The organism is Polynucleobacter sp. AP-Kolm-20A-A1 (genome assembly GCF_018688315.1).
Taxonomy (GTDB): domain Bacteria; phylum Pseudomonadota; class Gammaproteobacteria; order Burkholderiales; family Burkholderiaceae; genus Polynucleobacter.
The window spans coordinates 738,792-762,186 of the sequence record NZ_CP061315.1 but is presented as its reverse complement, the minus strand read 5'-3'; the positions used below and the strand labels follow the sequence as shown (position 1 = coordinate 762,186).

General features: G+C 46.8%; 25 protein-coding genes. 4 read left to right on the top strand and 21 right to left on the bottom strand.

Annotated elements, in window-relative coordinates; translation table 11 throughout:
- From folC to C2745_RS03890, 19 genes are all read right to left on the bottom strand, one after another.
- Complete coding sequence (folC, locus tag C2745_RS03980) at positions 1-1,326, bottom strand: bifunctional tetrahydrofolate synthase/dihydrofolate synthase (RefSeq protein WP_215385227.1); 1,326 nt, start codon at positions 1,324-1,326, stop codon at positions 1-3.
- A gap of 4 nt (positions 1,327-1,330) precedes the next feature.
- Complete coding sequence (gene accD / locus C2745_RS03975; RefSeq protein ID WP_215385226.1) at positions 1,331-2,218, bottom strand: acetyl-CoA carboxylase, carboxyltransferase subunit beta; 888 nt, start codon at positions 2,216-2,218, stop codon at positions 1,331-1,333.
- A 6-nt stretch (positions 2,219-2,224) separates the two neighbouring features.
- The gene (gene trpA, locus C2745_RS03970) at positions 2,225-3,022 is read right to left on the bottom strand and encodes a tryptophan synthase subunit alpha (protein WP_128113432.1); all 798 of its coding nucleotides are present in this window, start codon (positions 3,020-3,022) and stop codon (positions 2,225-2,227) included.
- A 61-nt stretch (positions 3,023-3,083) separates the two neighbouring features.
- Entirely contained in the window at positions 3,084-4,277 is a 1,194-nt protein-coding gene (gene trpB, locus C2745_RS03965; protein WP_215385224.1) for a tryptophan synthase subunit beta, read from the bottom strand.
- A gap of 30 nt (positions 4,278-4,307) precedes the next feature.
- Positions 4,308-4,985 (bottom strand): phosphoribosylanthranilate isomerase, encoded by a 678-nt coding sequence (locus tag C2745_RS03960; RefSeq protein ID WP_215385222.1) that lies wholly within the window; start codon positions 4,983-4,985, stop codon positions 4,308-4,310.
- A gap of 26 nt (positions 4,986-5,011) precedes the next feature.
- Positions 5,012-5,863, bottom strand: a complete 852-nt coding sequence (gene truA, locus C2745_RS03955) for a tRNA pseudouridine(38-40) synthase TruA (protein ID WP_215385220.1) — start codon at positions 5,861-5,863, stop codon at positions 5,012-5,014.
- Positions 5,864-5,866: 3 nt separating this feature from the next.
- Complete coding sequence (locus C2745_RS03950) at positions 5,867-7,279, bottom strand: FimV/HubP family polar landmark protein (protein WP_215385218.1); 1,413 nt, start codon at positions 7,277-7,279, stop codon at positions 5,867-5,869.
- Between the two features lie 10 nt (positions 7,280-7,289).
- The gene (gene asd, locus C2745_RS03945) at positions 7,290-8,447 is read right to left on the bottom strand and encodes an aspartate-semialdehyde dehydrogenase (protein WP_215385217.1); all 1,158 of its coding nucleotides are present in this window, start codon (positions 8,445-8,447) and stop codon (positions 7,290-7,292) included.
- A gap of 64 nt (positions 8,448-8,511) precedes the next feature.
- Entirely contained in the window at positions 8,512-9,582 is a 1,071-nt protein-coding gene (gene leuB, locus C2745_RS03940) for a 3-isopropylmalate dehydrogenase (RefSeq protein ID WP_215385215.1), read from the bottom strand.
- A gap of 23 nt (positions 9,583-9,605) precedes the next feature.
- Positions 9,606-10,253: a 3-isopropylmalate dehydratase small subunit gene (leuD, locus tag C2745_RS03935; protein WP_215385213.1), complete on the bottom strand. Its 648-nt coding sequence runs from the start codon at positions 10,251-10,253 to the stop codon at positions 9,606-9,608.
- An 18-nt stretch (positions 10,254-10,271) separates the two neighbouring features.
- On the bottom strand, positions 10,272-10,475 hold the full coding sequence (locus tag C2745_RS03930; protein WP_215385212.1) for a hypothetical protein: 204 nt from the start codon (positions 10,473-10,475) through the stop codon (positions 10,272-10,274).
- Between the two features lie 13 nt (positions 10,476-10,488).
- On the bottom strand, positions 10,489-11,898 hold the full coding sequence (leuC, locus tag C2745_RS03925) for a 3-isopropylmalate dehydratase large subunit (protein ID WP_215385210.1): 1,410 nt from the start codon (positions 11,896-11,898) through the stop codon (positions 10,489-10,491).
- 17 nt (positions 11,899-11,915) lie between these two features.
- Positions 11,916-13,229 (bottom strand): citrate synthase, encoded by a 1,314-nt coding sequence (gene gltA / locus C2745_RS03920; RefSeq protein ID WP_215385208.1) that lies wholly within the window; start codon positions 13,227-13,229, stop codon positions 11,916-11,918.
- 82 nt (positions 13,230-13,311) lie between these two features.
- Positions 13,312-13,581 (bottom strand): succinate dehydrogenase assembly factor 2, encoded by a 270-nt coding sequence (locus C2745_RS03915; RefSeq protein ID WP_215385206.1) that lies wholly within the window; start codon positions 13,579-13,581, stop codon positions 13,312-13,314.
- Positions 13,578-14,282 carry a succinate dehydrogenase iron-sulfur subunit gene (locus C2745_RS03910; RefSeq protein ID WP_062308838.1) on the bottom strand — a complete coding sequence of 235 codons (705 nt, stop codon included), beginning with the start codon at positions 14,280-14,282 and terminating at the stop codon, positions 13,578-13,580. The genes C2745_RS03915 and C2745_RS03910 overlap by 4 nt, the downstream gene beginning before the upstream one ends.
- A gap of 17 nt (positions 14,283-14,299) precedes the next feature.
- Positions 14,300-16,078, bottom strand: a complete 1,779-nt coding sequence (gene sdhA / locus C2745_RS03905) for a succinate dehydrogenase flavoprotein subunit (RefSeq protein ID WP_215385204.1) — start codon at positions 16,076-16,078, stop codon at positions 14,300-14,302.
- 4 nt (positions 16,079-16,082) lie between these two features.
- Complete coding sequence (sdhD, locus tag C2745_RS03900; protein WP_128113420.1) at positions 16,083-16,448, bottom strand: succinate dehydrogenase, hydrophobic membrane anchor protein; 366 nt, start codon at positions 16,446-16,448, stop codon at positions 16,083-16,085.
- A 24-nt stretch (positions 16,449-16,472) separates the two neighbouring features.
- Positions 16,473-16,892, bottom strand: coding sequence for a succinate dehydrogenase, cytochrome b556 subunit (sdhC, locus tag C2745_RS03895; RefSeq protein ID WP_215385202.1), 420 nt, complete (start codon positions 16,890-16,892; stop codon positions 16,473-16,475).
- Between the two features lie 144 nt (positions 16,893-17,036).
- Positions 17,037-17,780 (bottom strand): GntR family transcriptional regulator, encoded by a 744-nt coding sequence (locus tag C2745_RS03890; protein WP_251368398.1) that lies wholly within the window; start codon positions 17,778-17,780, stop codon positions 17,037-17,039.
- A 156-nt stretch (positions 17,781-17,936) separates the two neighbouring features.
- Between C2745_RS03890 and C2745_RS03885 the strand changes: the two genes are divergently transcribed.
- Complete coding sequence (locus C2745_RS03885) at positions 17,937-18,926, top strand: malate dehydrogenase (protein WP_215385200.1); 990 nt, start codon at positions 17,937-17,939, stop codon at positions 18,924-18,926.
- An 11-nt stretch (positions 18,927-18,937) separates the two neighbouring features.
- On the top strand, positions 18,938-19,312 hold the full coding sequence (locus C2745_RS03880) for a hypothetical protein (RefSeq protein WP_215385199.1): 375 nt from the start codon (positions 18,938-18,940) through the stop codon (positions 19,310-19,312).
- A 73-nt stretch (positions 19,313-19,385) separates the two neighbouring features.
- Here C2745_RS03880 and C2745_RS03875 read toward each other — a convergent pair whose 3' ends face one another.
- Together C2745_RS03875 and yaaA are read right to left on the bottom strand one after the other, a co-directional pair.
- Positions 19,386-20,597, bottom strand: a complete 1,212-nt coding sequence (locus C2745_RS03875; RefSeq protein WP_215385198.1) for a DUF2863 family protein — start codon at positions 20,595-20,597, stop codon at positions 19,386-19,388.
- Positions 20,597-21,373: a peroxide stress protein YaaA gene (yaaA, locus tag C2745_RS03870; RefSeq protein WP_215385197.1), complete on the bottom strand. Its 777-nt coding sequence runs from the start codon at positions 21,371-21,373 to the stop codon at positions 20,597-20,599. The genes C2745_RS03875 and yaaA overlap by 1 nt, the downstream gene beginning before the upstream one ends.
- 85 nt (positions 21,374-21,458) lie before the next feature.
- Here yaaA and C2745_RS03865 point away from each other — a divergent pair, with 85 nt between their 5' ends.
- A complete protein-coding gene (locus C2745_RS03865) occupies positions 21,459-22,655 on the top strand; it encodes a pyridoxal phosphate-dependent aminotransferase (protein ID WP_215385196.1) in 1,197 nt (398 codons plus the stop codon).
- Positions 22,656-22,687: 32 nt separating this feature from the next.
- The gene (locus C2745_RS03860) at positions 22,688-23,395 is read left to right on the top strand and encodes a glutathione binding-like protein (protein WP_215385606.1); all 708 of its coding nucleotides are present in this window, start codon (positions 22,688-22,690) and stop codon (positions 23,393-23,395) included.

Below are 23,395 nucleotides of genomic sequence, written 5' to 3'. Positions count from 1 at the left end.
TCAGTGGGCCTGGTTGTTTCGGTAAGTCATTACGCCTGCAACGGTATAGAAGGATCCGAAGGTCACAATTCTATCACCCTCACCAGCCTGAGATAGCGCTTTTTGATACGCTGCAGCAGGATTTTCGAAGATTTCGATCCCCCCATCTGCCCCATTTTTAGGCTTTACGCCCATGGCCTCAAGCTTCTCGGCCAAGGCCTTAGCGCTAGCTGCCCTAGGGGTAGGCAAATCCGTGCAAAACCAGAAATCAATGATTCCTAAAAGAGGTTTAATCACCCCCTCAATATCCTTATCTGCCATAGCCCCAAAAATGGCATAGGTATAGGGGTGGTAGCCCATCTTATCTAGCCCCTGCCCCAAGGTTGCAGCCGCATGAGGGTTGTGGGCTACGTCAAGAACGACTGTAGGCTGACCAGGCAGGACCTGGAAGCGCCCTGGAAGCTCGACTAAGGCAAAGCCATTACGTATATCTTGGGCGCTGACAGGCAGGCGCTGGTGCAATGCCATCAAAGCAGCTATGACAGCGGATGCGTTGAGAATCTGATTGGCGCCTCTTAAGGCTGGGTAACCTAAGCCGCTAAAGCGCTTATTGCGACCTGCCCAACCCCATTGCTGTTTATCACCCTGAAAGTTGTAATCTCGGCCCTGAAGCCAAAGGTCACAGCCTAGCTTTTCAGCATGGTCAATTAATGATTGTGGCGGGACCGGATCTCCGCAAATTGCGATATGGCCCGGGCGGAAGATGCCTGCTTTTTCCAAGCCAATTGCTTCTCTTGTTCCACCTAAGAAATCAGCGTGATCAATATCAATACTGGTGACGATCGCACAGTCTGCATCCACGATATTGACAGCATCAAGACGACCGCCCATACCCACTTCTAAAACAACAGCATCCAAATTCGACTTAGCAAACAAATGCATGATTGCCAAAGTAGTGAACTCGAAATACGTCAAGGTCGGCGCATCTACCAAACTCACGCGCGCTTTTTCTACCGCCGCGAAATGCCCGAGCAAGACGCTGTCATTCACATCTTCGCCATTCACACGTGCACGCTCGTTAAATTTCAGCAAGTGTGGTGAAGTATGGCAACCCACCCGATAGCCTGATGCAAGCAAGATGCTTTCTAAATATGCACAAGTAGAGCCTTTGCCATTGGTACCGGCAACAGTGATCACTGGACAATCAAAATGAAGATCGAGCGCCGCCTTCACGCGATTGATTCGCTCAAGACCCATATCGATACCGACAGGATGAGCAGTTTCGAGGTGGCTGAGCCAAGCCTCTAGGCTAGGAAATAATATGGGGGCTTGGTGTGCTGTGCTCAAGCGCTTAAACGGCTGCGCTACCCGCAATCGCAGGCTCTGGCAGTTTTTGCAACAAAGCCAACAATCGCGCAATCTCACCACGCATCTGACGACGATCAACAATCATGTCAATACCGCCCTTTTGCATGAGGAACTCAGAACGCTGAAAACCTTCTGGTAACTTTTCACGAACGGTTTGCTCGATCACACGCGGACCAGCAAAACCAATCAATGCTTTTGGCTCGGCCATCACTACGTCGCCCATAAAGGCAAAGCTTGCAGAAATGCCGCCCATGGTCGGATCGGTAAGTACGCTAATGTAAGGCAAGCCTTTTTTAGCCAACAAGGTCAACATGGAGTTGGTCTTGGCCATTTGAAAGAGGGATAACAAACTCTCTTGCATACGCGCGCCGCCTGTAGCGGTAACGCAAATGAAGGCGCATTTCTTGTTAATAGCTTCTTGTACGCCACGAGCAAATCGCTCGCCCACTACAGAACCCATTGAGCCGCCCATGTATTGGAATTCAAAACAAGCAGCTACTACTGGAATCGTTTCAATCTTGCCACCCATCACAATGAGGGCTTCAGATTCGCCAGAAGCATCATTTGCCTCTTTAATGCGGTCTGGATATTTTTTAGAGTCTTTGAATTTCAGTGGATCGGTTGGATAGATGTCGGCGCCAATTTCATAGCGACCCTTTTCATCTAGCAAGCTATCTAAACGCAGACGCGCTCCGATGCGCATGTGATGACTACATTTTGGACAAACAGAAAGATTGGCTTCAATGTCGGTACTGTAAAGAACAGTTTCGCAACTTGGGCACTTTACCCACAGTCCTTCTGGCACTGATTTGCGATTCGCAGGATCAGTGTGTTGAATTTGGGGTGGGAGTAATTTATCTATCCAGCTCATTAGTTTTTAACTATCCAATGCGTCGCGAATCTCACGAATGAAGGTTTCCAGTGATTGTACCGCCTGCCCAGGGGGCGCATCCTCTAAAAGGCGAATAATACGACTACCAATCACCACCGCGTCGGCGCTGGCTGATACAGCCTTGGCGCTGGCTGCATCGCTGATGCCAAAGCCTACGGCAATCGGAATATCGGTTTCTTCGCGGATTTTAGGGATGATGCTGGCCACATCCTGAGTATTGAGGTGTGAAGCCCCTGTAACACCCCGCATCGATACGTAATAGATATAACCAGAAGCTATTTTGGCGGCCTCTTTAATGCGCTCATGCGATGAAGTAGGCGCCAACAAGAAGATAGGGTCAATTCCAGCAACACGCATGCGAGCTGCAAAATCCACGCACTCTTCTGGCGGGTAGTCCACCACTAGTACGCCATCCACACCAGCAGCTTTTGCTTCGGTTGCAAAACGCTCTGCCCCCATTTGCTCTACTGGGTTCGCATAGCCCATCAGTACAACCGGAGTATTGGCATCTTTTTTTCGAAACTCTTTCACCATCTCCAAGCAGCTATGCAAAGTGACGCCGTGAGTTAAAGCACGCTCGGAGGATCTTTGAATAACAGGACCATCAGCCATTGGATCTGAAAATGGCACACCTAATTCAATCACGCTTGAACCACCACGCACTAATGCATGCATGAGTTCAACGGTTTGCTTTGGATCTGGATCGCCCGCAGTAATAAAAGGAATTAATCCTTTTTTACCAGTTGCTTTTAACTCCTTAAAGAGTGCAGTAATTTTTGACATAACTAATTCGTTCTTCTTTTTTTCTTTGTTTTCTTATTCTTATTTTCTTTGTTTTTTCTTTTTAGCCTTCAGATCCTGTTGCTTGAGCAACAGTATGCATATCCTTGTCGCCACGACCAGAAAGATTTACCAAGATAGTTTTGTCTTTAGGTAATGTCTTCGCTAGCTTGCAGGCATAGGCAATCGCATGAGAAGACTCCAGCGCTGGAATGATGCCCTCAATCTGGCAGCAATCGTGGAATGCTTTGAGAGCCTCTTCATCGGTAATCGCCACATAGTCAGCGCGACCCGAGTCTTTTAACCAAGCGTGCTCAGGTCCTACGCCTGGGTAGTCCATACCAGCTGATACAGAATGGGTTTCGGAGATCTGGCCATTTTCATCTTGCAAAAGGTATGTGCGGTTACCGTGCAATACACCAGGCTTACCTACGCACAGAGCAGCAGAATGCAAACCACTTCCCAATCCGTGACCTGCAGCCTCTACTCCGACCAACTTCACTTCTGGGAAATCAATGTAGGGATAAAAAATGCCCATCGCATTTGAACCACCACCAACGCAAGCTAGTACATAGTCAGGCTGACGGCCAGTCATCTCTGGCATTTGTACTTTGCACTCTTCGCCAATAACACTTTGGAAATCTCTCACCATCATGGGATATGGATGCGGACCAGCAACAGTGCCGATGATGTAGAAAGTGTTATCAACGTTAGTAACCCAATCGCGCATCGCTTCATTCAGCGCATCTTTTAAAGTTTTGGTGCCTGACTCCACTGGAACCACTTTGGCACCAAGCAACTTCATGCGAAATACGTTTTGCGCCTGACGAGCTACGTCAACAGATCCCTGATACACCGTGCAATCAAGACCAAAACGAGCACAAATAGTTGCAGTTGCAACGCCGTGCTGGCCTGCGCCTGTCTCGGCAATAATGCGGGGCTTGCCCATACGCTTAGCCAGCATCGCTTGGCCAATCACGTTATTAATCTTGTGAGCGCCAGTGTGATTTAAATCCTCACGCTTGAGATAGATCTGCGCACCACCGAGCATTTCACTCCAACGCTTTGCGTGATAGACCGGGGAAGGTCTGCCAACAAAGTGCTTTAACTCGTAATGAAACTCTTCAATGAATTCTGGATCATTTTGATATTTTGCATAGGCCTCTTTGAGCTCATCTAATGCATACATCAATGTCTCAGAAACAAATACGCCACCATAGGGACCAAAGTGTCCTCGTGCATCTGGCTTGTCGTACATAGTTACCTCTTTTGATTTGTTTACAGCAAATTATTGGGATGATGTTTTCGCATCTGCTGCACGGACTGCTTTGACAAACTCAGTCATGAGCGCAGGATCTTTAACACCCCTGCTGCTTTCTACGCCACTACTGACGTCAACCGCGCAAGGATGCAGACGAGCAATCGCCTCGCCCACGTTGTGCGTGTTCAATCCACCACTCAAAACGACCCGAGGCGCGTTTTCGCTTACCCATGTCTGTGGAATTCCTTGCCAATCAAAAGGAACGCCTCCGCCACCATATCCCTCAACGAGGGCATCCAGCAGAAAAGCGTTTGCATCCCCGTATTGTAGGGAAAATTCATCAAATGCGAAGCCGGCTCCTACACGGGCCGCTTTCATCCACGGTTCGCCAGCAGCGAGCTGTGCGCAGCGTTCTGGGGTCTCATCCCCATGAAATTGCCATAAGGTAATCGAGGCAGCAGCCCGAATAGCCGCAAATTGCTCATCTGTAGCATTTACGACCAGTCCAACGGCGTCTACCCCTGCTGGAAGCCTAGAAATGAGCTGTGCAGCGATATTGGGGCTAACGGCACGCACGCTTGGCGGGTAAAAGACAAAGCCTACGGCATCTACCCCCGCCAAAACAGCAGCATCGATATCGGCAGCCGTCTTTAGACCGCAGATTTTGACCCTTGTACGGCCCGGAGAATGTGTCAATAAGCCCATAAATGAATGATAAGGCCAAGGGCCTGTTATTTCTTTTGTTCTTTCTTTTGTTGCCCAAGGACTTTGGCGGGTAGCCAAGAGTTTTCAAGCCAAGGCTGCGGGATGGCGAATTCCTCTGGGTAGCTTATTTTGGCCAAATACAGCCCATCTGCCATAAACGTGGGTGCAGCGATTTGCCTATTCTTGGCGGCCAAAACTTCTGTCATCCACTCCGGCTTCTGCCTACCTTGACCGATCTGCAAAAAACAACCAATGACATTGCGAATCATGTGATGTAAAAAAGCATTTCCCCGAATTCTGAAATAGACCCATGGCTGCTCTGAAATAATTTCAATAGAGTAAATCGTTTTGATTGGCGTCTTGCTTTGACATTCAGATGAGCGGAAGGAGCTAAAGTCATGCTCGCCAATGAGGCATTCGGCTGATTTTTTCATAGCATCAACGTCTAGCCACTGATTTGGCGGCAGCATTAAATACCCAGCACGTGAATGCGACATTGGAGATCGGCATGGGCCTGCTTGCAGTGCGTAAATATATTCACGCTCAAATGCTGAGAAGCGCGCGCTAAATTCTTCACTCACGGGCTTTGCCCAATTCACCACAATCGATGGGGGCAAAAATGAGTTCACCCCCCTCACCCATGAAAAATCTTCACGCTCAACATTGGTATCAAAGTGAACGACTTGTCCTAGTGCATGTACACCAGTGTCAGTTCTTCCGGCTGTAATCGTATGAATAGGCTGCTCTGCGCAAGCCTGCTCGCCGACAAAAGCGGATATTGCCTTTTCTAATTCGTCTTGTACTGTGTTGTGATTGACCTGTGTTTGCCAACCAGAGTACAGACTGCCATCGTATTGAAGGCCCAGGGCTATGCGCATGATCTAGGTATTGCGATGCGAGATCTCTGCCAACAAGCCCTGCGCTTCGATGGTGATTGCTGGATCAATTGAGCTACTAATACGCAACACCTCATCCAAAGACTTTTTAGCCGCAGAATAATCTTCAATCGTGATGTAAGCACGCGCTAAATTGAGTTTGACGCGCAAAGTGTCTGCCAGCGGATTGGATACTGGAGCAGCAACTACTGGTGGCACCTCTTTTGCAGGTTTTGCCAGATCAAGATCAATGCCTTCGAACAGGGCTTTGGCTCGTGCCGGCATTTCAAAAGTAGAAGACGCAGGCTTCTGTTCGCTAACGGCATCTTTGTGCGTAGGTTGCTCTTTGGCGGCATGACTGCCCGACGAATGAAAGCTTGGTGTTTCTGAGCGACGAGAATTGCGAGCTAGACCCCAGAGCAACAAGCCAGTCAAGCCAATCAAACCAATAGCCAAAATAGCCGGGCCAAATCCACCTAAACCAAAGTTATTGTCTACCGCTTTCTTCTCTTTAGACTTATCTAGAAGCTTTTGCAAATCAGCAATATTCTTTTCTAACTCCGCTACGCGGGCCTTAGTTTGCTCAAGCATCTTCTCCTGGGCAACCAACTCCTCTGTATAACGACGTTCTTGCTCATTACCATCCGCACTCGAACCAATCTTAAGGCGATCTTTAGGTGAAGCTTCAGTAGCCTTGGCATTGGCGGCCTTTGAGTCTGCGGAAGTGCTACCTTTTTCGCCGCGCTCTTGGCGCCATTGCTCATTCGCCTCCGCTACAAATTGGTTTGCTTCTGCAGGGCTAATAGAGCGTAATAGCGCCTGACTAGGCTTTGCCAACTCAGCACCAGCAGCCAGACGATTAATACTGCCGCTGGCAAATGCATCTGGGTTGGCTTTATACAAAGCCATCATGGTTTGATCTAGCGTTGCACCATCTAATTGAGGCGCCATGATGGCAGCAATCTCTGACAAGGTTTGTCCGGGTTTAACCGTAACCTTTTGCACATCACCCAATAACAAGGTGAATGTTTTGGTTAGGCTACCGCTGGACCAATTGAGATTAACCAACACATCTAAGAACGGATCATCAGTCATCGGTACAGAATTAACCGTCTCAACCAACACCATCAGCTGCTCTTGGCGATTACGATAGACCATCGCCTGCGGATTAAGATCGAGAATCTTCTGGGAGATACCTAAACGTTCATAAGCCGTCTTGTTAGGCATCGCCACATTCAGACTAGATAAGGCGCCCTGCTCGTCAGCCCCAACGCGAATCGGAATCTCTACACGAAGAGGTTCGCCAGGACGAGACTGTAATTGCGGAGCACCTAGAGAAACAGCGCCGGCCAAAGATGACCAGCTAAGCAAGATAAAGCTAAGTAGCTTTACAAGACTTAACTGGTTTATGCGAAACATAAGAAAAGAATTACTTCTCAAGCAAGATGCGCAACATGCGGCGCAGCGGCTCAGCAGCACCCCACAACAATTGGTCGCCAACTGTGAAAGCACCTAAGTACTCAGGGCCCATAGCCAATTTATGCAAACGACCGATAGGCACAGTCAATGTTCCACTCACTGCTGCAGGCGATAAATCGCGCTCTGTAGTTTCGCGATCATTCGGAACAACTTTTACCCACTGATTATCAGCAGCCAAAATCGCCTCAATCTCTTTTAGCGGAATATCTTTTTTGAGTTTTACTGTTAAGCCTTGTGAATGGCAACGCATAGCGCCTACACGCACACAGAGGCCATCGACTGGAATGCTGCCAGGCGTACGGAATGCAGGACGACCCAAGATCTTATTGAACTCAGCGCCACCCTTCCACTCTTCTTTTGTTTGACCATTCTCAACAGGAACATCAATCCAAGGAATCAAGCTACCTGCTAAAGCTGTGTTGCGGAAATTCTTTTTCGGAAAATCTGCAGAACGCAATGTTTCAGTTACTTTGCGATCAATATCCAAAATCCATGAAGATGGGTCTGCCAATTCACTAGCAACGCTGTCACGCAATGCGCCCATTTGGAGCAACAGCTCACGCATGTTCTGTGCACCAGCACCAGAAGCTGCTTGGTAAGTCATGGCGCTGATCCACTCAACCATGTCGGCCTTAACCAAACCACCCATGGCGATCATCATCAAACTAACAGTACAGTTGCTGCCAATCCAGTTCTTACCGCCAGCAGCCAAAGCCTTATCAATCACCGGACGATTTACTGGATCCAAAATCAATACCGCATCATCTTTCATGCGCAACGCACTAGCAGCATCAATCCAGTGGCCGTTCCATCCAGCAGCACGCAGTTTAGGGAAAATGTCATTGGTGTAATCGCCACCTTGGCAAGTCAAGATAATGTCGCAACGTGAGAGCGCTTTAATATCATTCGCATCCTGCAAAGTGCTTTCGCTCTTAGTCACTTTTTGACCATTCAAGAGCGGCACTTCTCCACCCGCTTGGCTAGTACTAAAAAATACCGGCTCAATCAGATCAAAGTCTTTCTCTGCGAGCATGCGCTCCATGAGTACGCTACCAACCATACCGCGCCAGCCAACTAAACCAACCAAAGGTGTTTTTGTATTTGCCATGATGTTTAACTATCTAGTGAATTTGATTTCTGTAATGAGATTTTTTATTTACTTCTACTGACTCTTAAGCAAGCGCTGCAACTACAGCATCGCCCATTTCTACGGTAGATACCTTTTTGGTGCCCTCGGTATAAATATCCGCAGTACGTAAACCTTGCGCCAATACCTTTTGCACTGCTTTTTCAATGCGGTCTGCCTCAGCAGGCATTCCCAAGGAATAGCGCAACATCATTGCGGCAGACAAAATAGTTGCCAATGGGTTTGCAATGCCTTTGCCAGCGATATCTGGTGCAGAACCATGACTTGGCTCATATAAGCCCTTATTGTTCTTGTCCAGAGATGCTGATGGCAACATACCAATAGAACCAGTCAACATCGCCGCCTCATCAGACAGGATGTCACCAAATAAATTACCAGTAACCACAACGTCAAATGCCTTAGGCGCTTTAACCAATTGCATCGCTGCGTTATCCACATACATATGGGATAACTCAACATCTGGATATTCTTTTGATACACGAATCATCACTTCACGCCAGAGCTGTGAAGTTTCTAATACGTTCGCTTTATCAACGCTGCATACTTTTTTGCCACGCTTGCGCGCTGCTTCAAAGGCAACATGAGCAATGCGCTCTACTTCTGGCTCGCTGTAATGCATGGTGTCAAAACCTTCGCGAGCACCTTTGAACAGCGGCAACTCTGAAGTACGAATACCGCGTGGCTGACCAAAATAGATGTCGCCATTTAACTCACGGACGATCAAAATATCTAAGCCGCCGATAATTTCGGGCTTCAGACTAGATGCTGCAGTGAGTTCTGGATAGCAAATCGCTGGTCTAAAGTTGGCAAACAACTCAAGATGTTTACGCAAACCCAAAATGGCTTGCTCTGGACGCAACTCGCGTGCGAGCGTGTCGTATTTCCAGTCGCCTACCGCGCCAAACAAAATAGCATCTGCTTTTTTGGCCAACTCTAAAGTCGCTGGTGGCAAAGGATGGCCGGCAACGTCATAAGCAGCCCCACCAACTGGTGCTTCTTCTAAGTCAAACTTTGGACCAAGCGCTTGGAGCACTCGAACGGCTTGAGCAACGATTTCCGGGCCGATACCATCGCCCGGTAGAACTGCAATTTTCATGAAAGGCCTTTAAATCAACGAAATTACGGCAATTGTGTAGCAAGCCAAGGCATTTTTAGAATGCGCTCGGCTTCATAAGCCTTGATTTTATCTGCATGTTGCAGGGTTAAGCCAATATCGTCTAAGCCGTTGAGTAGGCAATACTTCCTAAAAGGAGCTACATCGAAGCTATAGGCTGTGCCGTCAGGGGCAATCACCTGCTGGGCCTCTAGATCAATGGTTAACTGATAACCGCTAAATGCGAGGGTTTCATTGAATAAATGATCGACCTGCATTTCAGTCAAAACAATGGGTAAAACGCCGTTTTTGAAGCAGTTGTTGTAAAAGATATCTGCAAAACTTGGAGCAATAACCGCTCTAAAGCCATATTGATCCAACGCCCATGGTGCATGCTCACGGGAGCTGCCGCAGCCAAAGTTCTTGCGAGCTAGCAAAATGCCAGCACCTTTATAACGGGGTTGATTCAGAACGAAATCAGGATTGAGAGGACGAGTGCTGCAATCTTGACCAGGTTCGCCATGATCTAAATAACGCCACTCATCAAATAGGTTTTGACCAAACCCAGTCTTCTTAATGGATTTTAGAAACTGCTTTGGAATGATGGCATCGGTATCCACGTTCTCACGATTAAGCGGAGCAACTAAACCTTTGTATACCGTAAATTTATCCATGATTCTGACTCTAATTGATTACTTCACAGGAGTAACGACAACGTCTTTACCCTTGGTTTGTGATTGATTTTGCTGAGAAGAATTTCCGCCACCCATGGACGTTCCCATGTTCTGCAAATCTTTACCGAAACCTTCCATCGTGCTGCTGCAAGCTGAAATCAGCAAGCCAGCAATACCAACAATAGTTAATCTCGTAATGAGGGATGTTGAAGAAAATTTCATTCTTTAATGACCTTTATGAAATCTTACGAACGTCAACAAAGTGACCTTCAATTGCAGCAGCCGCAGCCATTGCTGGGCTAACTAAATGGGTTCTGCCACCGTTACCTTGGCGACCTTCGAAGTTGCGATTTGAAGTTGAAGCGCAACGCTCACCCGGCTCCAAGCGATCGGCATTCATTGCCAAGCACATAGAACAACCAGGCTCACGCCATTCAAAACCTGCGGCCTTAAAAATGCGATCCAATCCTTCACGCTCCGCCTGGGCTTTAACCAAACCAGAGCCAGGAACAACTAGCGCCAACTTCACATTGGCGGCAACTTTCTTGCCGAGGCGGTCCACTACCTTAGCAGCGGCACGCATATCTTCAATGCGGCTATTGGTACAAGAACCGATAAATACCTTATCAACAGAAATACTGCTAAGCGGTGTATTTGGAACGAGGTTCATATACTCCAATGCACGCTCCATTGCTGAACGCTTGTTTGGATCACGCTCTTTCTCTGGATCAGGAACACGCTCACTAATCGCAAGCACCATTTCTGGTGAAGTTCCCCAAGTTACTTGTGGAGCAATTTCTTCTGCACGTAATTCCACTACTGCATCAAATTTAGCGTCTGCATCGGAATGCAAGGTTCTCCAATACTGCAATGCTTGCAATAAGGCCGGGCCTTTAGGTGCATATGGACGACCTTGGATGTATTCGATCGTCGTTTCATCTACAGCAACCAAGCCAGAACGTGCGCCAGCCTCAATCGCCATATTGCAGACCGTCATGCGACCTTCCATCGACAGATTGCGAATCGCTTCGCCAGCAAACTCGATTGTGTATCCAGTGCCGCCAGCAGTGCCAATCTTGCCAATGACAGCAAGCACAATATCTTTAGCAGTAGAGCCTGGCTGCAAACGGCCATCTACACGCACCAACATATTTTTGCTCTTTTTCATGAGCAAAGTTTGAGTAGCCAGTACATGCTCAACTTCGGATGTACCAATACCAAATGCTAATGCGCCAAATGCGCCATGCGTACTTGTATGGGAGTCACCGCAAACAACGGTCATGCCAGGTAAAGTTGCACCCTGCTCTGGTCCGATGACGTGAACAATCCCCTGACGGGTGTCGTTCATCTTGTATTGAGTAATGCCAAAGGCATCGCAGTTTTGATCCAAAGTATCCACTTGCAACCTGGAGATTGGATCGGCAATGCCTTCTGAGCGATCTGTCGTTGGAACGTTGTGATCAGATACCGCCAAATTAGCGGAGATACGCCAAACAGGACGACCAGCCAAATTCAAACCTTCAAATGCCTGAGGACTGGTTACCTCATGAAGCAACTGACGATCAATATAAATCGTGGCTGTGCCATCCTCTTCAGAGTAAACAACGTGGTCATCCCACAATTTGTCATAAAGCGTACGAGACATGAGAGACCTTAAAAACCTTATTTACGAACTGTGATGTTTGGAACCTTGCGTGTTGTCTCACCAACATACAACTGACGTGGGCGTCCAATCTTGTACTCAGGATCAGTGATCATCTCTTCCCACTGAGCAATCCAACCTACTGTTCTTGCCAAAGCAAAAATACAGGTGAACATTTCTGTTGGGATACCGAGAGCACGCTGAACGATTCCTGAATAGAAGTCTACATTTGGATAGAGCTTACGGCTTACAAAGTAGTCATCCTCCAATGCAATCTTCTCGAGTGTCATTGCAAGCTTGAACAATGGATCATCCTGAAGACCCAATTCATTCAATACTTCGTAGCAAGTTTCACGCATCAATTTAGCGCGTGGGTCAAAGTTTTTGTAAACGCGGTGACCAAAGCCCATCAAGCGAACGCTAGAGTTCTTGTCTTTTACTTGGGCAATGAATTCATGAATCTTGTCTACGCCACCGTTTGCTTGAATCTCATTGAGCATCTGCAAGCAAGCTTCGTTAGCACCGCCGTGCGCTGGGCCCCAGAGGCAAGCAATACCAGCAGAGATTGCTGCAAAAGGATTTGTGCCTGAAGAGCCGCACAAACGCACAGTAGATGTAGAGGCGTTTTGCTCATGGTCTGCATGCAATGTGAAGATGCGATCCAAAGCACGCACCAATACTGGGTTTACTTTGTACTCTTCACATGGTGTTGCAAACATCATGCGCATAAAGTTAGCGGTGTATGACAAAGAGTTATCTGGATAGATAAATGGTTGTCCTACGGAATATTTGTAAGCCATCGCAACCAAAGTTGGCATCTTCGCGATCAAACGAATCTGCGCTACTTCGCGAGCATGTGGGTCGCTGTAATCGATCTCGTCATGGTAGAACGCAGCCATTGCACCAACCAAGCCAGTCAATACTGACATTGGATGCGCATCACGGCGGAAACCGCGCAAGAAGAATTGCATTTGCTCATGAACCATTGTGTGGTGCATAACCATTTCATCAAATGCTTTTTTCTCTGTCGCGTTTGGCAACTCGCCATTGATCAAGAGGTAGCAAACTTCCAAGAAGTCGCAGTTATTTGCCAAATCTTCAATTGGGTAGCCGCGATAGAGCAATTCACCCTTATCGCCATCGATGTAGGTAATTTTGCTATTGCATGACGCAGTAGATAGAAAGCCTGAATCGTAAGTGAACTTACCGGTCTGACCGTAGAGCTTACGAATGTCGATTACGTCAGGACCTACTGTCCCTTTGTAAATTGGCAGATCAATATCTGGTGTTCCATCCGAAAACGAGAGTTTTGCCTTGATGTCCGATTCAATCATTTCTAATCCTTAGTCATTCAAAATTATGATTAATACACTATTCGTTCACATGCTCTTGCTACTACTGCACCAAAAGACTGAATCACTTCTCTCTCAGTCTTTGTAAAACTTTCTTGAAAGAGTCTGTTTGCATCTCTTTCTCCAGGCTAGCGACAGAATCTTTACGACCAATTAACAAATCCATTAAGTCGTTGTCATCTAAAGCTAATAACTGGCTTAAAACTTTTCCATCTTCGACACTTAATTGAGCGCCATGGCGCTCAAAGAAACGCTGCAGGATTAAATCGTTCTCAAGTAAGCCCCTGCGAGCATCACTCTTTAGACGATATAACTCTGCATTGCCGAGGGTCATACTGCCCTACGAACCATCAACTCCTTGATCTTGCCAATTGCCTTCGTTGGGTTCAAGTGCTTAGGACATACGTCCACGCAATTCATGATGGTGTGGCAACGGAACAAGCGGTATGGATCTTCTAAGTTATCCAGGCGTTGTGCAGTTTCTTCATCACGGCTATCGGCAATAAAGCGATAAGCCTGCAATAAACCAGCTGGGCCAACGAACTTATCTGGATTCCACCAGAAGGATGGGCATGAAGTTGAGCATGATGCGCACAAGATGCACTCATACAAACCATTCAACTCTTCACGCTCTTCAGGACTCTGGAGACGCTCTTTTTCAGGAGGTGGATTGTCATTAACCAAGTAAGGCTTGATAGACAAGTATTGTTTGAAGAACAAAGTCATATCGACGATCAAATCGCGCACCACTGGCAAGCCAGGTAATGGGCGCAATGTGATGACCTTAGGCAAAGTCAACATATTGGTCAAACAAGCCAAACCATTTTTACCGTTGATGTTCATTGCATCTGAACCGCACACGCCTTCACGGCATGAACGACGATAAGAAATTGTTTCGTCTTGCTTCTTCAAAGAAATCAAAGCATCCAACAACATACGCTCACCAGTGAGTTCTAACTCATAGCGTTCCATGCGTGGAGCTGCATCGACATCTGGATCGTAGCGGTAAATTTCGAATATACGGATATCACTCATTTTCTATTTCTCTTCGCTTAGAAAGTACGTTCTTTTGGAGGGAAGGACTCAACAGTTAAAGGCTTCAAAATAACTGGTTTGTAAGTAAGCTTATTGCCCTCGCTGTACCAAAGGGTATGCTTCATCCAGTTCTCATCATCACGATGCGGATGGTCATCATGTGAGTGAGCGCCGCGACTTTCTTTACGAGCTGCCGCAGAAATCATGGTTGCATTTGCAGTCTCAACCAAGTTAGCCACTTCCAAAGCTTCAATACGTGCTGTATTGAAAATCTCTGATTTGTCTTTTACCCATAAGTGCTTAGCGCGCTCTGTCAATTTAGCCATTTGACGAACACCTTCGTCCATCAACTCTTGATTGCGGAATACGCCAGCATATTTCTGCATGCACTTGCGAATGTCGTTTGCAACGTCTTGCGCATACTCACCAGAAGTAGAGTTATCCAACTTCGCAATACGCTCCAATGTTTGCTCACCAGCATTAGCAGGCAATGGCTTGAATTCGCGATTCTTGAGATCAAGGCCAACAATGTGGTTACCAGCTGCACGACCGAATACCAAGAGGTCGAGCAACGAGTTGGTGCCCAAGCGGTTAGCACCGTGCACAGAAACGCATGAACACTCACCAATTGCATACAAGCCATTCACGATTTCGTTGTGAATGCCGTTAGCAGGCACAACAACTTGACCGTTGATGTTCGTAGGAATACCGCCCATCTGATAGTGAATGGTTGGCACAACTGGAATTGGCTCTTTAGTAACGTCAACGTTAGCAAAGTTGATGCCAATCTCATATACAGAAGGCAAACGCTTCATGATCGTATCGGCACCAATGTGTGTCAAATCGAGCACCACATAGTCGCCGTTAGGACCGCAACCGCGCCCTTCTTTAATTTCTTGGTCCATTGAACGAGATACGAAATCGCGTGGAGCCAAATCTTTCAATGTTGGCGCATAACGTTCCATGAAACGCTCGCCATCTTTATTGCGCAAGATGCCGCCTTCACCGCGGCAACCTTCTGTCAACAACACGCCCGCACCAGCTACGCCAGTTGGGTGGAATTGCCAGAATTCCATATCTTCCAATGGAATGCCTGCGCGAGCTGCTAAGCCCATACCGTCGCCGGTATTAATAAATGCGTTTGTAGATGCATCCCAAATACGACCAGCACCACCTGTAGCCAGCATCACAATCTTGGCTTCCAAGATGTATACCTGGCCTGTTTCCATTTCGAGAGCAGTTACACCAACAACATCACCTGCGTCATCACGAATCAAATCAAGCGCTAACCACTCAACAAAGAAGTTGGTTTTAGCGCGCACGTTACGCTGATACAAAGTGTGCAACATTGCATGACCAGTACGGTCAGCTGCAGCGCAAGCGCGTTGTACTGGCTTCTCACCGTAGTTGGCAGTATGACCACCGAATGGACGCTGATAAATCGTGCCATCTGGGTTGCGGTCAAACGGCATACCAAAGTGCTCTAACTCATAAACAACTTTTGGAGCTTCGCGACACATAAACTCGATCACGTCTTGGTCACCTAACCAGTCGGAACCTTTGATGGTGTCGTAAAAGTGATAGTGCCAATTGTCTTCACTCATGTTGCCTAATGAAGCACCAATACCACCTTGTGCAGCAACAGTATGTGAACGTGTTGGGAATACTTTAGTCAATACAGCAACATTCAAGCCGGCTTCAGCCAACTGCAATGATGCGCGCATACCTGAACCACCCGCTCCAATAATCACCGCATCAAAACGGCGGCGTGGCAATGATTTTTTAATTGCAGTCATCGAATTACACTTTCCACAAAATTTGAACGGCATAGGCCGCACAGGCTACGAGATACAGAACGGTTAACACTTGCAGTGTTAAACGAATGCTGACGGGCTTGATGTAATCCATCCAGATGTCACGTATGCCAATCCAGGCGTGATAGAACAAGCTAATGAATGCCAAGAGCGTTAAGAGCTTCATAACTTGGCCGCTGAACAAGCCAGACCAACCTTCGTAGGTCGCACTGCCAGTAACGCAATAGTCAACGAGCAAAACAATCGTAAACACCACCATCACAATCGCAGTTACGCGCTGAATGATCCATTCTTTAAGGCCGTAATGAGCGCCTACAACTAAGCGCTTTGGTCCAATTTGATAAATAGGCATGAAATTTCCTTAAATGATGTGCGCTTAGTACACGCCGAATAATTTGAGACCCACTACCGCAGTCAAAGCTAAACCAAGGAACAAAACAACAATGGCGGAACGATTCGCTTCAGACTTCTCTACGCCGATTTCTAAATCGAGCAAGAGGTAACGGATACCAGCACAGAAATGATGCAAGAAAGACCAGATCAGGCCTAGGCAAATAATCTTCACCAAGATATTGCCGGTGAACGCCTGGAATTTTTGATAACTCAACTCAGAAGCAAGGCTCTGATCGAAGAGATACAAAATAAATGGCAACAAGAGGAACAAAGCTGCTCCACTGATGCGATGAAGAATGGAAACTTTACCAGCCCAAGGAAGGCGGTATTTGACCAGTTGGGCTAGACCAATATTTCGGTAAACCGGTCTGTCTTTTTTAACGTTTTGCTGTGAATCAACCATGGGTAATCTCTATCTTTAGGTGGAGGTTCGTTGTGGTTTTGTTGTATCGCAACATATTCTATTGGAAACCTTAGGGCTAGTGGGGATTTTTACGGGTTTATAGGGGTTTAATAGGGGTTTTAACGGATAAATTAATTCAATTGCTTAGTTCAATTTGTTCTCGTAATGCTGCTCTGAAGTGTCGTACCTAGCGTGCCGAATTTCTACTGGTTTATTCCCGTAGGTAAAGGCTACCCTCTCTACTGAAAGCAGTGGCGCGCCAGGCTCCAAATGTAGGTGCTTGGCTAGCGCTTCATCAGCGCTTACTGCCTTGATTTTTTCCTCTGCGCGCACCATGTGAGTGGCGTGTTGACTCTCATAAAAAGCGTAAACCGGGCCATGCCAATTATTCAAAGCCTCTAGATCCAAACCTTTAAAGCGTGCTCCTGGGAGAAAAATCTCTTCAAAAACAATGGGTTTGCCTGCAAAACTCTGCACGCGGTCAATGTGAATAATGGGGTCACCTGCCTTTAATTTAAGCAAATTGGCCACATAGGCGCTCGCCTTCGTGTTTTCACAGGATAAAAACTGGTTAATCAGGTGAAATTTCTCGCCAGAATCCGGGGCCAGGCGCAAAAACCGGTATTGCCAGTCATCTTCCTGATGGGTGGCAACAAAAGTACCCTTCCCTTGGCGGCGAACCAAAAGGTTTTGGGCTGCTAGCTCGTCAATCGCCTTGCGAACCGTACCTTGGCTGACCGCATATCTGGCTGCAAGCTCCATTTCACTGGGAATAGCCTCTCCTGGAAGCCATTCCGAGGCTTGTAAGCTGGCCAAAATCATGGCCTTAATCTGCTCGTACAGAGGGCTAAATGAGGCTATAGGCAATGTTAGATCTGACAAATTCACTCCACGGGGGACATCAATTGGATAAAATCTACAGCAATTCTAAGTCTTATATAAGACATCATTGACAGTGTAAAGCGAAAGTCCATACACTTGAATGGATAATAGAAAAGTTTTCATTAATTAACCCTCTTAACCTTCTTTCTGGAGTTATTAGTAATGGCAAAAGCCCCAATGCGTGTCGCCGTAACCGGTGCAGCCGGTCAAATCGGATATTCCCTTCTATTCCGCATCGCCAATGGCGACCTTTTGGGCAAAGATCAGCCCGTCATTCTCCAGTTGCTTGAAATTCCTGATGAAAAAGCACAAAAAGCGTTAACTGGCGTCATGATGGAATTGGAAGACTGCGCATTCCCACTTTTAGCTGGCATGACTGCTCACTCCGACCCAATGACTGCCTTTAAAGATATCGACGTAGCCCTTTTGGTTGGTGCACGTCCTCGCGGTCCTGGCATGGAGCGTAAAGATTTGCTCTCCGCTAACGCACAAATTTTCACAGCACAAGGCAAAGCATTGAATGCCGTTGCTAAGAAGACTGTAAGAGTATTGGTTGTTGGTAACCCAGCAAACACCAACGCTTACATCGCGATGAAATCTGCACCAGATATTCCTGCGAAGAACTTCACGGCAATGTTGCGCCTTGACCATAACCGCGCTCTTTCACAATTAGCTAACAAACTGAATAAGCCTGTTGCTGATATTGAGAAGTTGGTTGTTTGGGGCAACCACAGCCCAACAATGTACCCAGACTATCGCTTTGCAACGATTGATGGCAAGTCTGTAAAAGACGCCATCAACGATGCGGCTTGGAATAAAGATGTATTTATTCCTACTGTTGGTAAACGTGGTGCAGCCATCATTGAAGCTCGTGGCCTTTCATCTGCAGCTTCTGCAGCGAATGCGGCAATCGACCATATTCATGACTGGGTTCTCGGCACTAACGGCAAGTGGGTAACAATGGGTATTCCTTCTAAAGGTGAATACGGCATTCCTGCTGAAGTGATTTATGGCTTCCCAGTGGTATGCGAAAACGGCGAATACAAAATGATCGAAGGTTTAGAGATCGATGAATTCTCCCGCGAGCGTATGACTCACACTCTCAACGAATTACTTGAAGAACAAGCTGGCGTTAAGCACTTGCTCTCTTAAGGAAAATCCAAATGAAGAAAAACCTTCTCACCATTAGCGTTGTAATTGCTGGCCTTTTGGGTGCTGCAAATGTCAGCGCCAATGAAGAAGTATTTACTTGGACGTGTCAAGAAAGTAAGCAGTTCAAAACCGCTGGCACAACCGAGAAAGTTCGTCTCACATGGGAATCCAAAACGTATGATTTAGATCGTCAAACTTCCCTGCCGGGTAGCTTGCGTTACAAAAATACGAACTCTGGATTTGACCTCGTAGTGTTGGGCAACAAAGCGATGTTGTTTAACATTAAAGCAGGTGTACGACTTGCTGATTTCTGCCAAACAGCAGAAATGAAGTCCGGTAAGTTGCCGCATTTGTTTGCTGGTGCGGAACCCTTTGTAGCGAATTAATTTTTCACATTGCCTTAATTAAAAAAGCCGAGAATTTCTCGGCTTTTTTAATGCTTGAATTTTCTTTTTTTCTTTAATGAAATAAGGGCTGCTGCGTTGGCGTATCTTCTGGCATCTCCGCATGCACGGCTTCGCCCGACCTATCAGGAAACAACGGTGCTCCGCAATCGTCACATAGCTCAGGATCAAACAACATTGCGTGACGGAACACATCTTCCACCCCAGCATCATGCAATGCATCACAAATTTTCTTAATCGGGCTCTCGTCATCGGACAAGTCATTTAACGCATCACTACTAACGCTCTCGCGATCGTAGAGCGGCCAAATTACCCCATACATCACCTCTGAAGATCCCTTTGCACTAAAAGAGATGCGGTATTCATCTGCCTGCTCTTCACCGAAGGCGCCGACCACGCAAGATAGGCCTGCGGGAAGGATACCTAAGGTACTTTCAAGAAAATTGACTGCCGCGCGAATGCTCAAAGGACGAACATGCTTATCGGCCAAGCGGCAATTTGTGAAATACGCCTCTGGCAATAACAACTCAAACTCACATCCCGGCAGCAAAGAAGCGATAGGCTCTTGCATCGCATTTTGCCAACCGATTAAGCTCACGCCCCGCTCTTGTCGAGCCGGCGGCTCTGCTTGCCAGCGGAAGATAGGCGAACCACTTGGCGCACTTAATGCAGCAATAATGAAACGCGGGTCAGCCAACACGGCAATAGTTTCTGACATATCACGCAGCTCTAACTTCACGTCTTTTCCAGAGATGGCTGCAGCCGCTAAAGATTCAGTCAATACACGAGTTTGACAATGAGAATGCGGCATTTGATCAATGCTGTAGAGCCAAGGCACGATAGCTAGGCGAGTATCAGTTGAAGCAACGGCGCTATGCAAAGCTTGAGCAGTAGCTTCAATGATATTGACCGGCAATGGGCCAGAAGGAATCTGATAACGCGTATGCGCAACGATAGGCATGGCCAAGAGCAAGACATCCCACTCCTGACCTTCATGCTCTAGCTTCAAGGACTCTGCCAGGGTTTCTGCAATGTCAGCCAGCACCTCAAAGGCTACGGTATTAATGCGAAAGGTTTGATCTAGCGCGGCATCAATCACATTTTGATTTTGACTCTTGAGCAAACGCATCAGGCGGACATTCAAACGCTCTTCCCAGAATCGATCTTCGACTTGACTTCCAGAGGCCGCCAAAGAAATGGCATCCGCTACTAATTTCTCCACCTCAGGGGAGTTGCGTTGTGATGCTTTAGTGCGATGTACAGCCATTATTTTCTTTCTGCCCTTCTAAATACAGGCTTATCCAACTTGGAATCTGCAGCGTAATACTTATAGCCATCCAAATTAAAACCCTTCAAATCCGCAGGATCTGTAATGCGATTCTCAACTACATAACGAGCCATTAAACCGCGTGCACGCTTGGCATAGAAAGAAATGATCTTGTACTTACCATCCTTGGCATCCTGAAACACGGGGGCAATTACAGGACAACCCAATTCTTTGGGCTGAAGTACCTTGAAATACTCCTCTGAAGCCAAATTGAGTAATACGGGCTTCTTTTGTTTTTCCAGGACTTTTTTCAGGGAATCAGTCACTCGTGAACCCCAAAATGCATAAAGATCCTTACCTCGTGCATTTTTAAATGCAGTACCCATTTCAAGGCGATAGGCCTGCATCAAATCTAGGGGCCTTAAGGCTCCATATAGCCCTGACAAGATCCGAATGTGATCTTGCGCAAAATCAACAGCCTTGGCGTTGAGGGTTTTGACATCAAAACCATCGTAAACGTCGCCATCAAAAGCGTAGATTGCAGGCTTACTGTTTTCTTCGGTAAATTTCTTAGACCAATCACGATACCGACCGACGTTCAAGGTGGCCAATTGATCCGATAAACCCATTAAGTTGGCAACGTCCTGAGGGGCCAGTTTTTTAAGGTCAGCAATGAGCTTGGCTGATTCGGAGACGAATTCTGGCAAGGTGGGGGCCTTAACCTTGACGGCAGTCTTGTAATCCAAGGATTTAGCGGGAGAAAGGACGATCAGCATGGCACAATTTGTATATGTATTTTTACCATTCTAGCGACTACCAGGATTACTTGCCTTAAAAGCCCTAACCCCTCTTATTAACCCCATGAACAAGCAAGAGACTCCAACATTTCCGAGCCGCCTACCCAAGGTAGGGACTACCGTGTTTACGGTGATGTCTGCTCTCGCAAATGAACATCATGCGATTAATCTAGGGCAAGGTTTTCCAGACTTTCCCTGTGATCGACAACTCATCACGCATGTGAATGAAGCCATGCTGGCCGATCACAATCAATATCCTCCAATGATTGGAGTTGCGGATCTGCGCAACGGGATTGCGGAAAAGATTCAAAACTTATATGGTCATCATTACGATGCCGAATCTGAAATCACAATAACTGCTGGCGGCACCCAAGGAATCATGACTGCAGTTCTCTCCTGCGTGAGCCCAGGAGATGAAGTCATCATCATTGAGCCAGCTTACGATAGCTATCGACCATCAATAGAGTTGGCTGGCGGCAAAACAATTGCCGTTTCACTTGAAGTAATTCGCGATGAAACTGGGCGAGTCACCTCTTATCAAATTCCTTGGGATGCATTAGCAAAGGCAATTCACTCCAAAACACGACTCATTATTATCAATACGCCACACAATCCTACTGGGATGGTTTGGGGCACTGCAGATCTAGATAAACTAGCAAATCTGGTTCGCAATACCTCCGCCTTAATTCTGAGCGATGAAGTATATGAACATATGGTCTATGACGGGGCTCAGCATCACAGCGTAGCCTCGCATCCTGAGCTTGCAGCAAGAAGCTTCTTAATTTCTAGCTTTGGGAAGACCTATCACGTCACGGGCTGGAAGGTTGGTTATGTTGCCGCCCCACCGCTACTCACAAAAGAATTTCGTAAAGTGCATCAATTCAATGTGTTTACAGTTAATACGCCAATGCAGTATGGTCTGGCTGCCTACTTAGCTGATGCCAAGCATTATTTAAATCTGCCAGCCTTCTATCAAGCTAAGAGAGATTTTTTTAGGGCGGGCTTGAGTAAGACGGACTTTAAATTACTACCCACTCCGGGCACCTATTTTCAATGCGTAGATTACACAGCATTAAATATTCCGGAAGCAAAGTTAAATGAAGCAGATTTTTGTAAATGGCTTACCTCCAAAATTGGGGTTGCTGCAATTCCTGTTTCTGCTTTCTATGATCAAGCAACTGAATCTGGCGTAATTCGTTTTTGTTTTGCAAAACAAGAACAAACTCTGACAAATGCACTTCAACGTCTCCAAAATCTATAAAGGCATCTATGGCAAAGCAAAAATCTAGCAATGTGATTGACGTTTACAGCTGGCCCACACCAAATGGTCACAAGGTTCACATCATGCTAGAAGAATGTGGCTATCGACTCGATCGAGACTGGATTGCGCACCCGATTGATATTGGCGCCGGCGATCAGTTCGCTCCGGAGTTTCTCAAGATTAGCCCCAACAATAAGATCCCAGCAATCGTCGACCCAAATGGGCCAGATGGCAAGCCAATTAGTATTTTTGAATCTGGGGCGATTCTTCTGTATTTAGCCAGCAAGAGCGGGAAGTTTTTGCCTAAAAGCACGCGCGGCAAATACGAGGTTTTGCAATGGCTCATGTTTCAAATGGGCGGCCTAGGCCCCATGCTAGGTCAAAACCATCACTTCCGGCTGTATGCCCCAGAGAAAATTGAGTACGCGATCAATCGATACACTAATGAAGCCAAGCGAATTTATGGGGTGCTCGACGGCCAACTGAAAGATAATCCTTATATCGCAGGAAAAACCTATTCCATTGCGGACATGGCTATTTACCCATGGACGCGGAACTGGAAAAACCAAGGTATTGAAATAAATGAATATCCGCATTTCAAGAAATGGTTTGAAATGATTGGTGAGCGACCAGCAGTAAAGCGTGGTTGCCAAGTATTAACAGCATTACGTAAACCCTTGCACGATGACAAGGCTAGAGAGCAGTTGTTTGGTTCAACTCAGTATCAAAAGAGGAAATAA

Bases quoted from the DNA above. Each gene is read 5' to 3' on its own strand.
- C2745_RS03875 (WP_215385198.1), bottom strand. From the start codon at position 20,597: ATGGCTGTACATCGCACTAAAGCATCACAACGCAACTCCCCTGAGGTG.
- C2745_RS03950 (WP_215385218.1), bottom strand. From the start codon at position 7,279: ATGTTTCGCATAAACCAGTTAAGTCTTGTAAAGCTACTTAGCTTTATC.
- truA (WP_215385220.1), bottom strand. From the start codon at position 5,863: ATGCGCATAGCCCTGGGCCTTCAATACGATGGCAGTCTGTACTCTGGT.
- trpB (WP_215385224.1), bottom strand. From the start codon at position 4,277: ATGTACGACAAGCCAGATGCACGAGGACACTTTGGTCCCTATGGTGGC.
- trpA (WP_128113432.1), bottom strand. From the start codon at position 3,022: ATGTCAAAAATTACTGCACTCTTTAAGGAGTTAAAAGCAACTGGTAAA.
- accD (WP_215385226.1), bottom strand. From the start codon at position 2,218: ATGAGCTGGATAGATAAATTACTCCCACCCCAAATTCAACACACTGAT.
- sdhD (WP_128113420.1), bottom strand. From the start codon at position 16,448: ATGCCTATTTATCAAATTGGACCAAAGCGCTTAGTTGTAGGCGCTCAT.
- C2745_RS03960 (WP_215385222.1), bottom strand. From the start codon at position 4,985: ATGGGCTTATTGACACATTCTCCGGGCCGTACAAGGGTCAAAATCTGC.
- leuC (WP_215385210.1), bottom strand. From the start codon at position 11,898: ATGTCTCGTACGCTTTATGACAAATTGTGGGATGACCACGTTGTTTAC.
- C2745_RS03880 (WP_215385199.1), top strand. From the start codon at position 18,938: ATGAAGAAAAACCTTCTCACCATTAGCGTTGTAATTGCTGGCCTTTTG.
- sdhA (WP_215385204.1), bottom strand. From the start codon at position 16,078: ATGACTGCAATTAAAAAATCATTGCCACGCCGCCGTTTTGATGCGGTG.
- yaaA (WP_215385197.1), bottom strand. From the start codon at position 21,373: ATGCTGATCGTCCTTTCTCCCGCTAAATCCTTGGATTACAAGACTGCC.
- C2745_RS03915 (WP_215385206.1), bottom strand. From the start codon at position 13,581: ATGACCCTCGGCAATGCAGAGTTATATCGTCTAAAGAGTGATGCTCGC.
- C2745_RS03865 (WP_215385196.1), top strand. From the start codon at position 21,459: ATGAACAAGCAAGAGACTCCAACATTTCCGAGCCGCCTACCCAAGGTA.
- C2745_RS03910 (WP_062308838.1), bottom strand. From the start codon at position 14,282: ATGAGTGATATCCGTATATTCGAAATTTACCGCTACGATCCAGATGTC.
- leuB (WP_215385215.1), bottom strand. From the start codon at position 9,582: ATGAAAATTGCAGTTCTACCGGGCGATGGTATCGGCCCGGAAATCGTT.
- leuD (WP_215385213.1), bottom strand. From the start codon at position 10,253: ATGGATAAATTTACGGTATACAAAGGTTTAGTTGCTCCGCTTAATCGT.
- asd (WP_215385217.1), bottom strand. From the start codon at position 8,447: ATGGCAAATACAAAAACACCTTTGGTTGGTTTAGTTGGCTGGCGCGGT.
- gltA (WP_215385208.1), bottom strand. From the start codon at position 13,229: ATGATTGAATCGGACATCAAGGCAAAACTCTCGTTTTCGGATGGAACA.
- sdhC (WP_215385202.1), bottom strand. From the start codon at position 16,892: ATGGTTGATTCACAGCAAAACGTTAAAAAAGACAGACCGGTTTACCGA.
- C2745_RS03930 (WP_215385212.1), bottom strand. From the start codon at position 10,475: ATGAAATTTTCTTCAACATCCCTCATTACGAGATTAACTATTGTTGGT.
- C2745_RS03885 (WP_215385200.1), top strand. From the start codon at position 17,937: ATGGCAAAAGCCCCAATGCGTGTCGCCGTAACCGGTGCAGCCGGTCAA.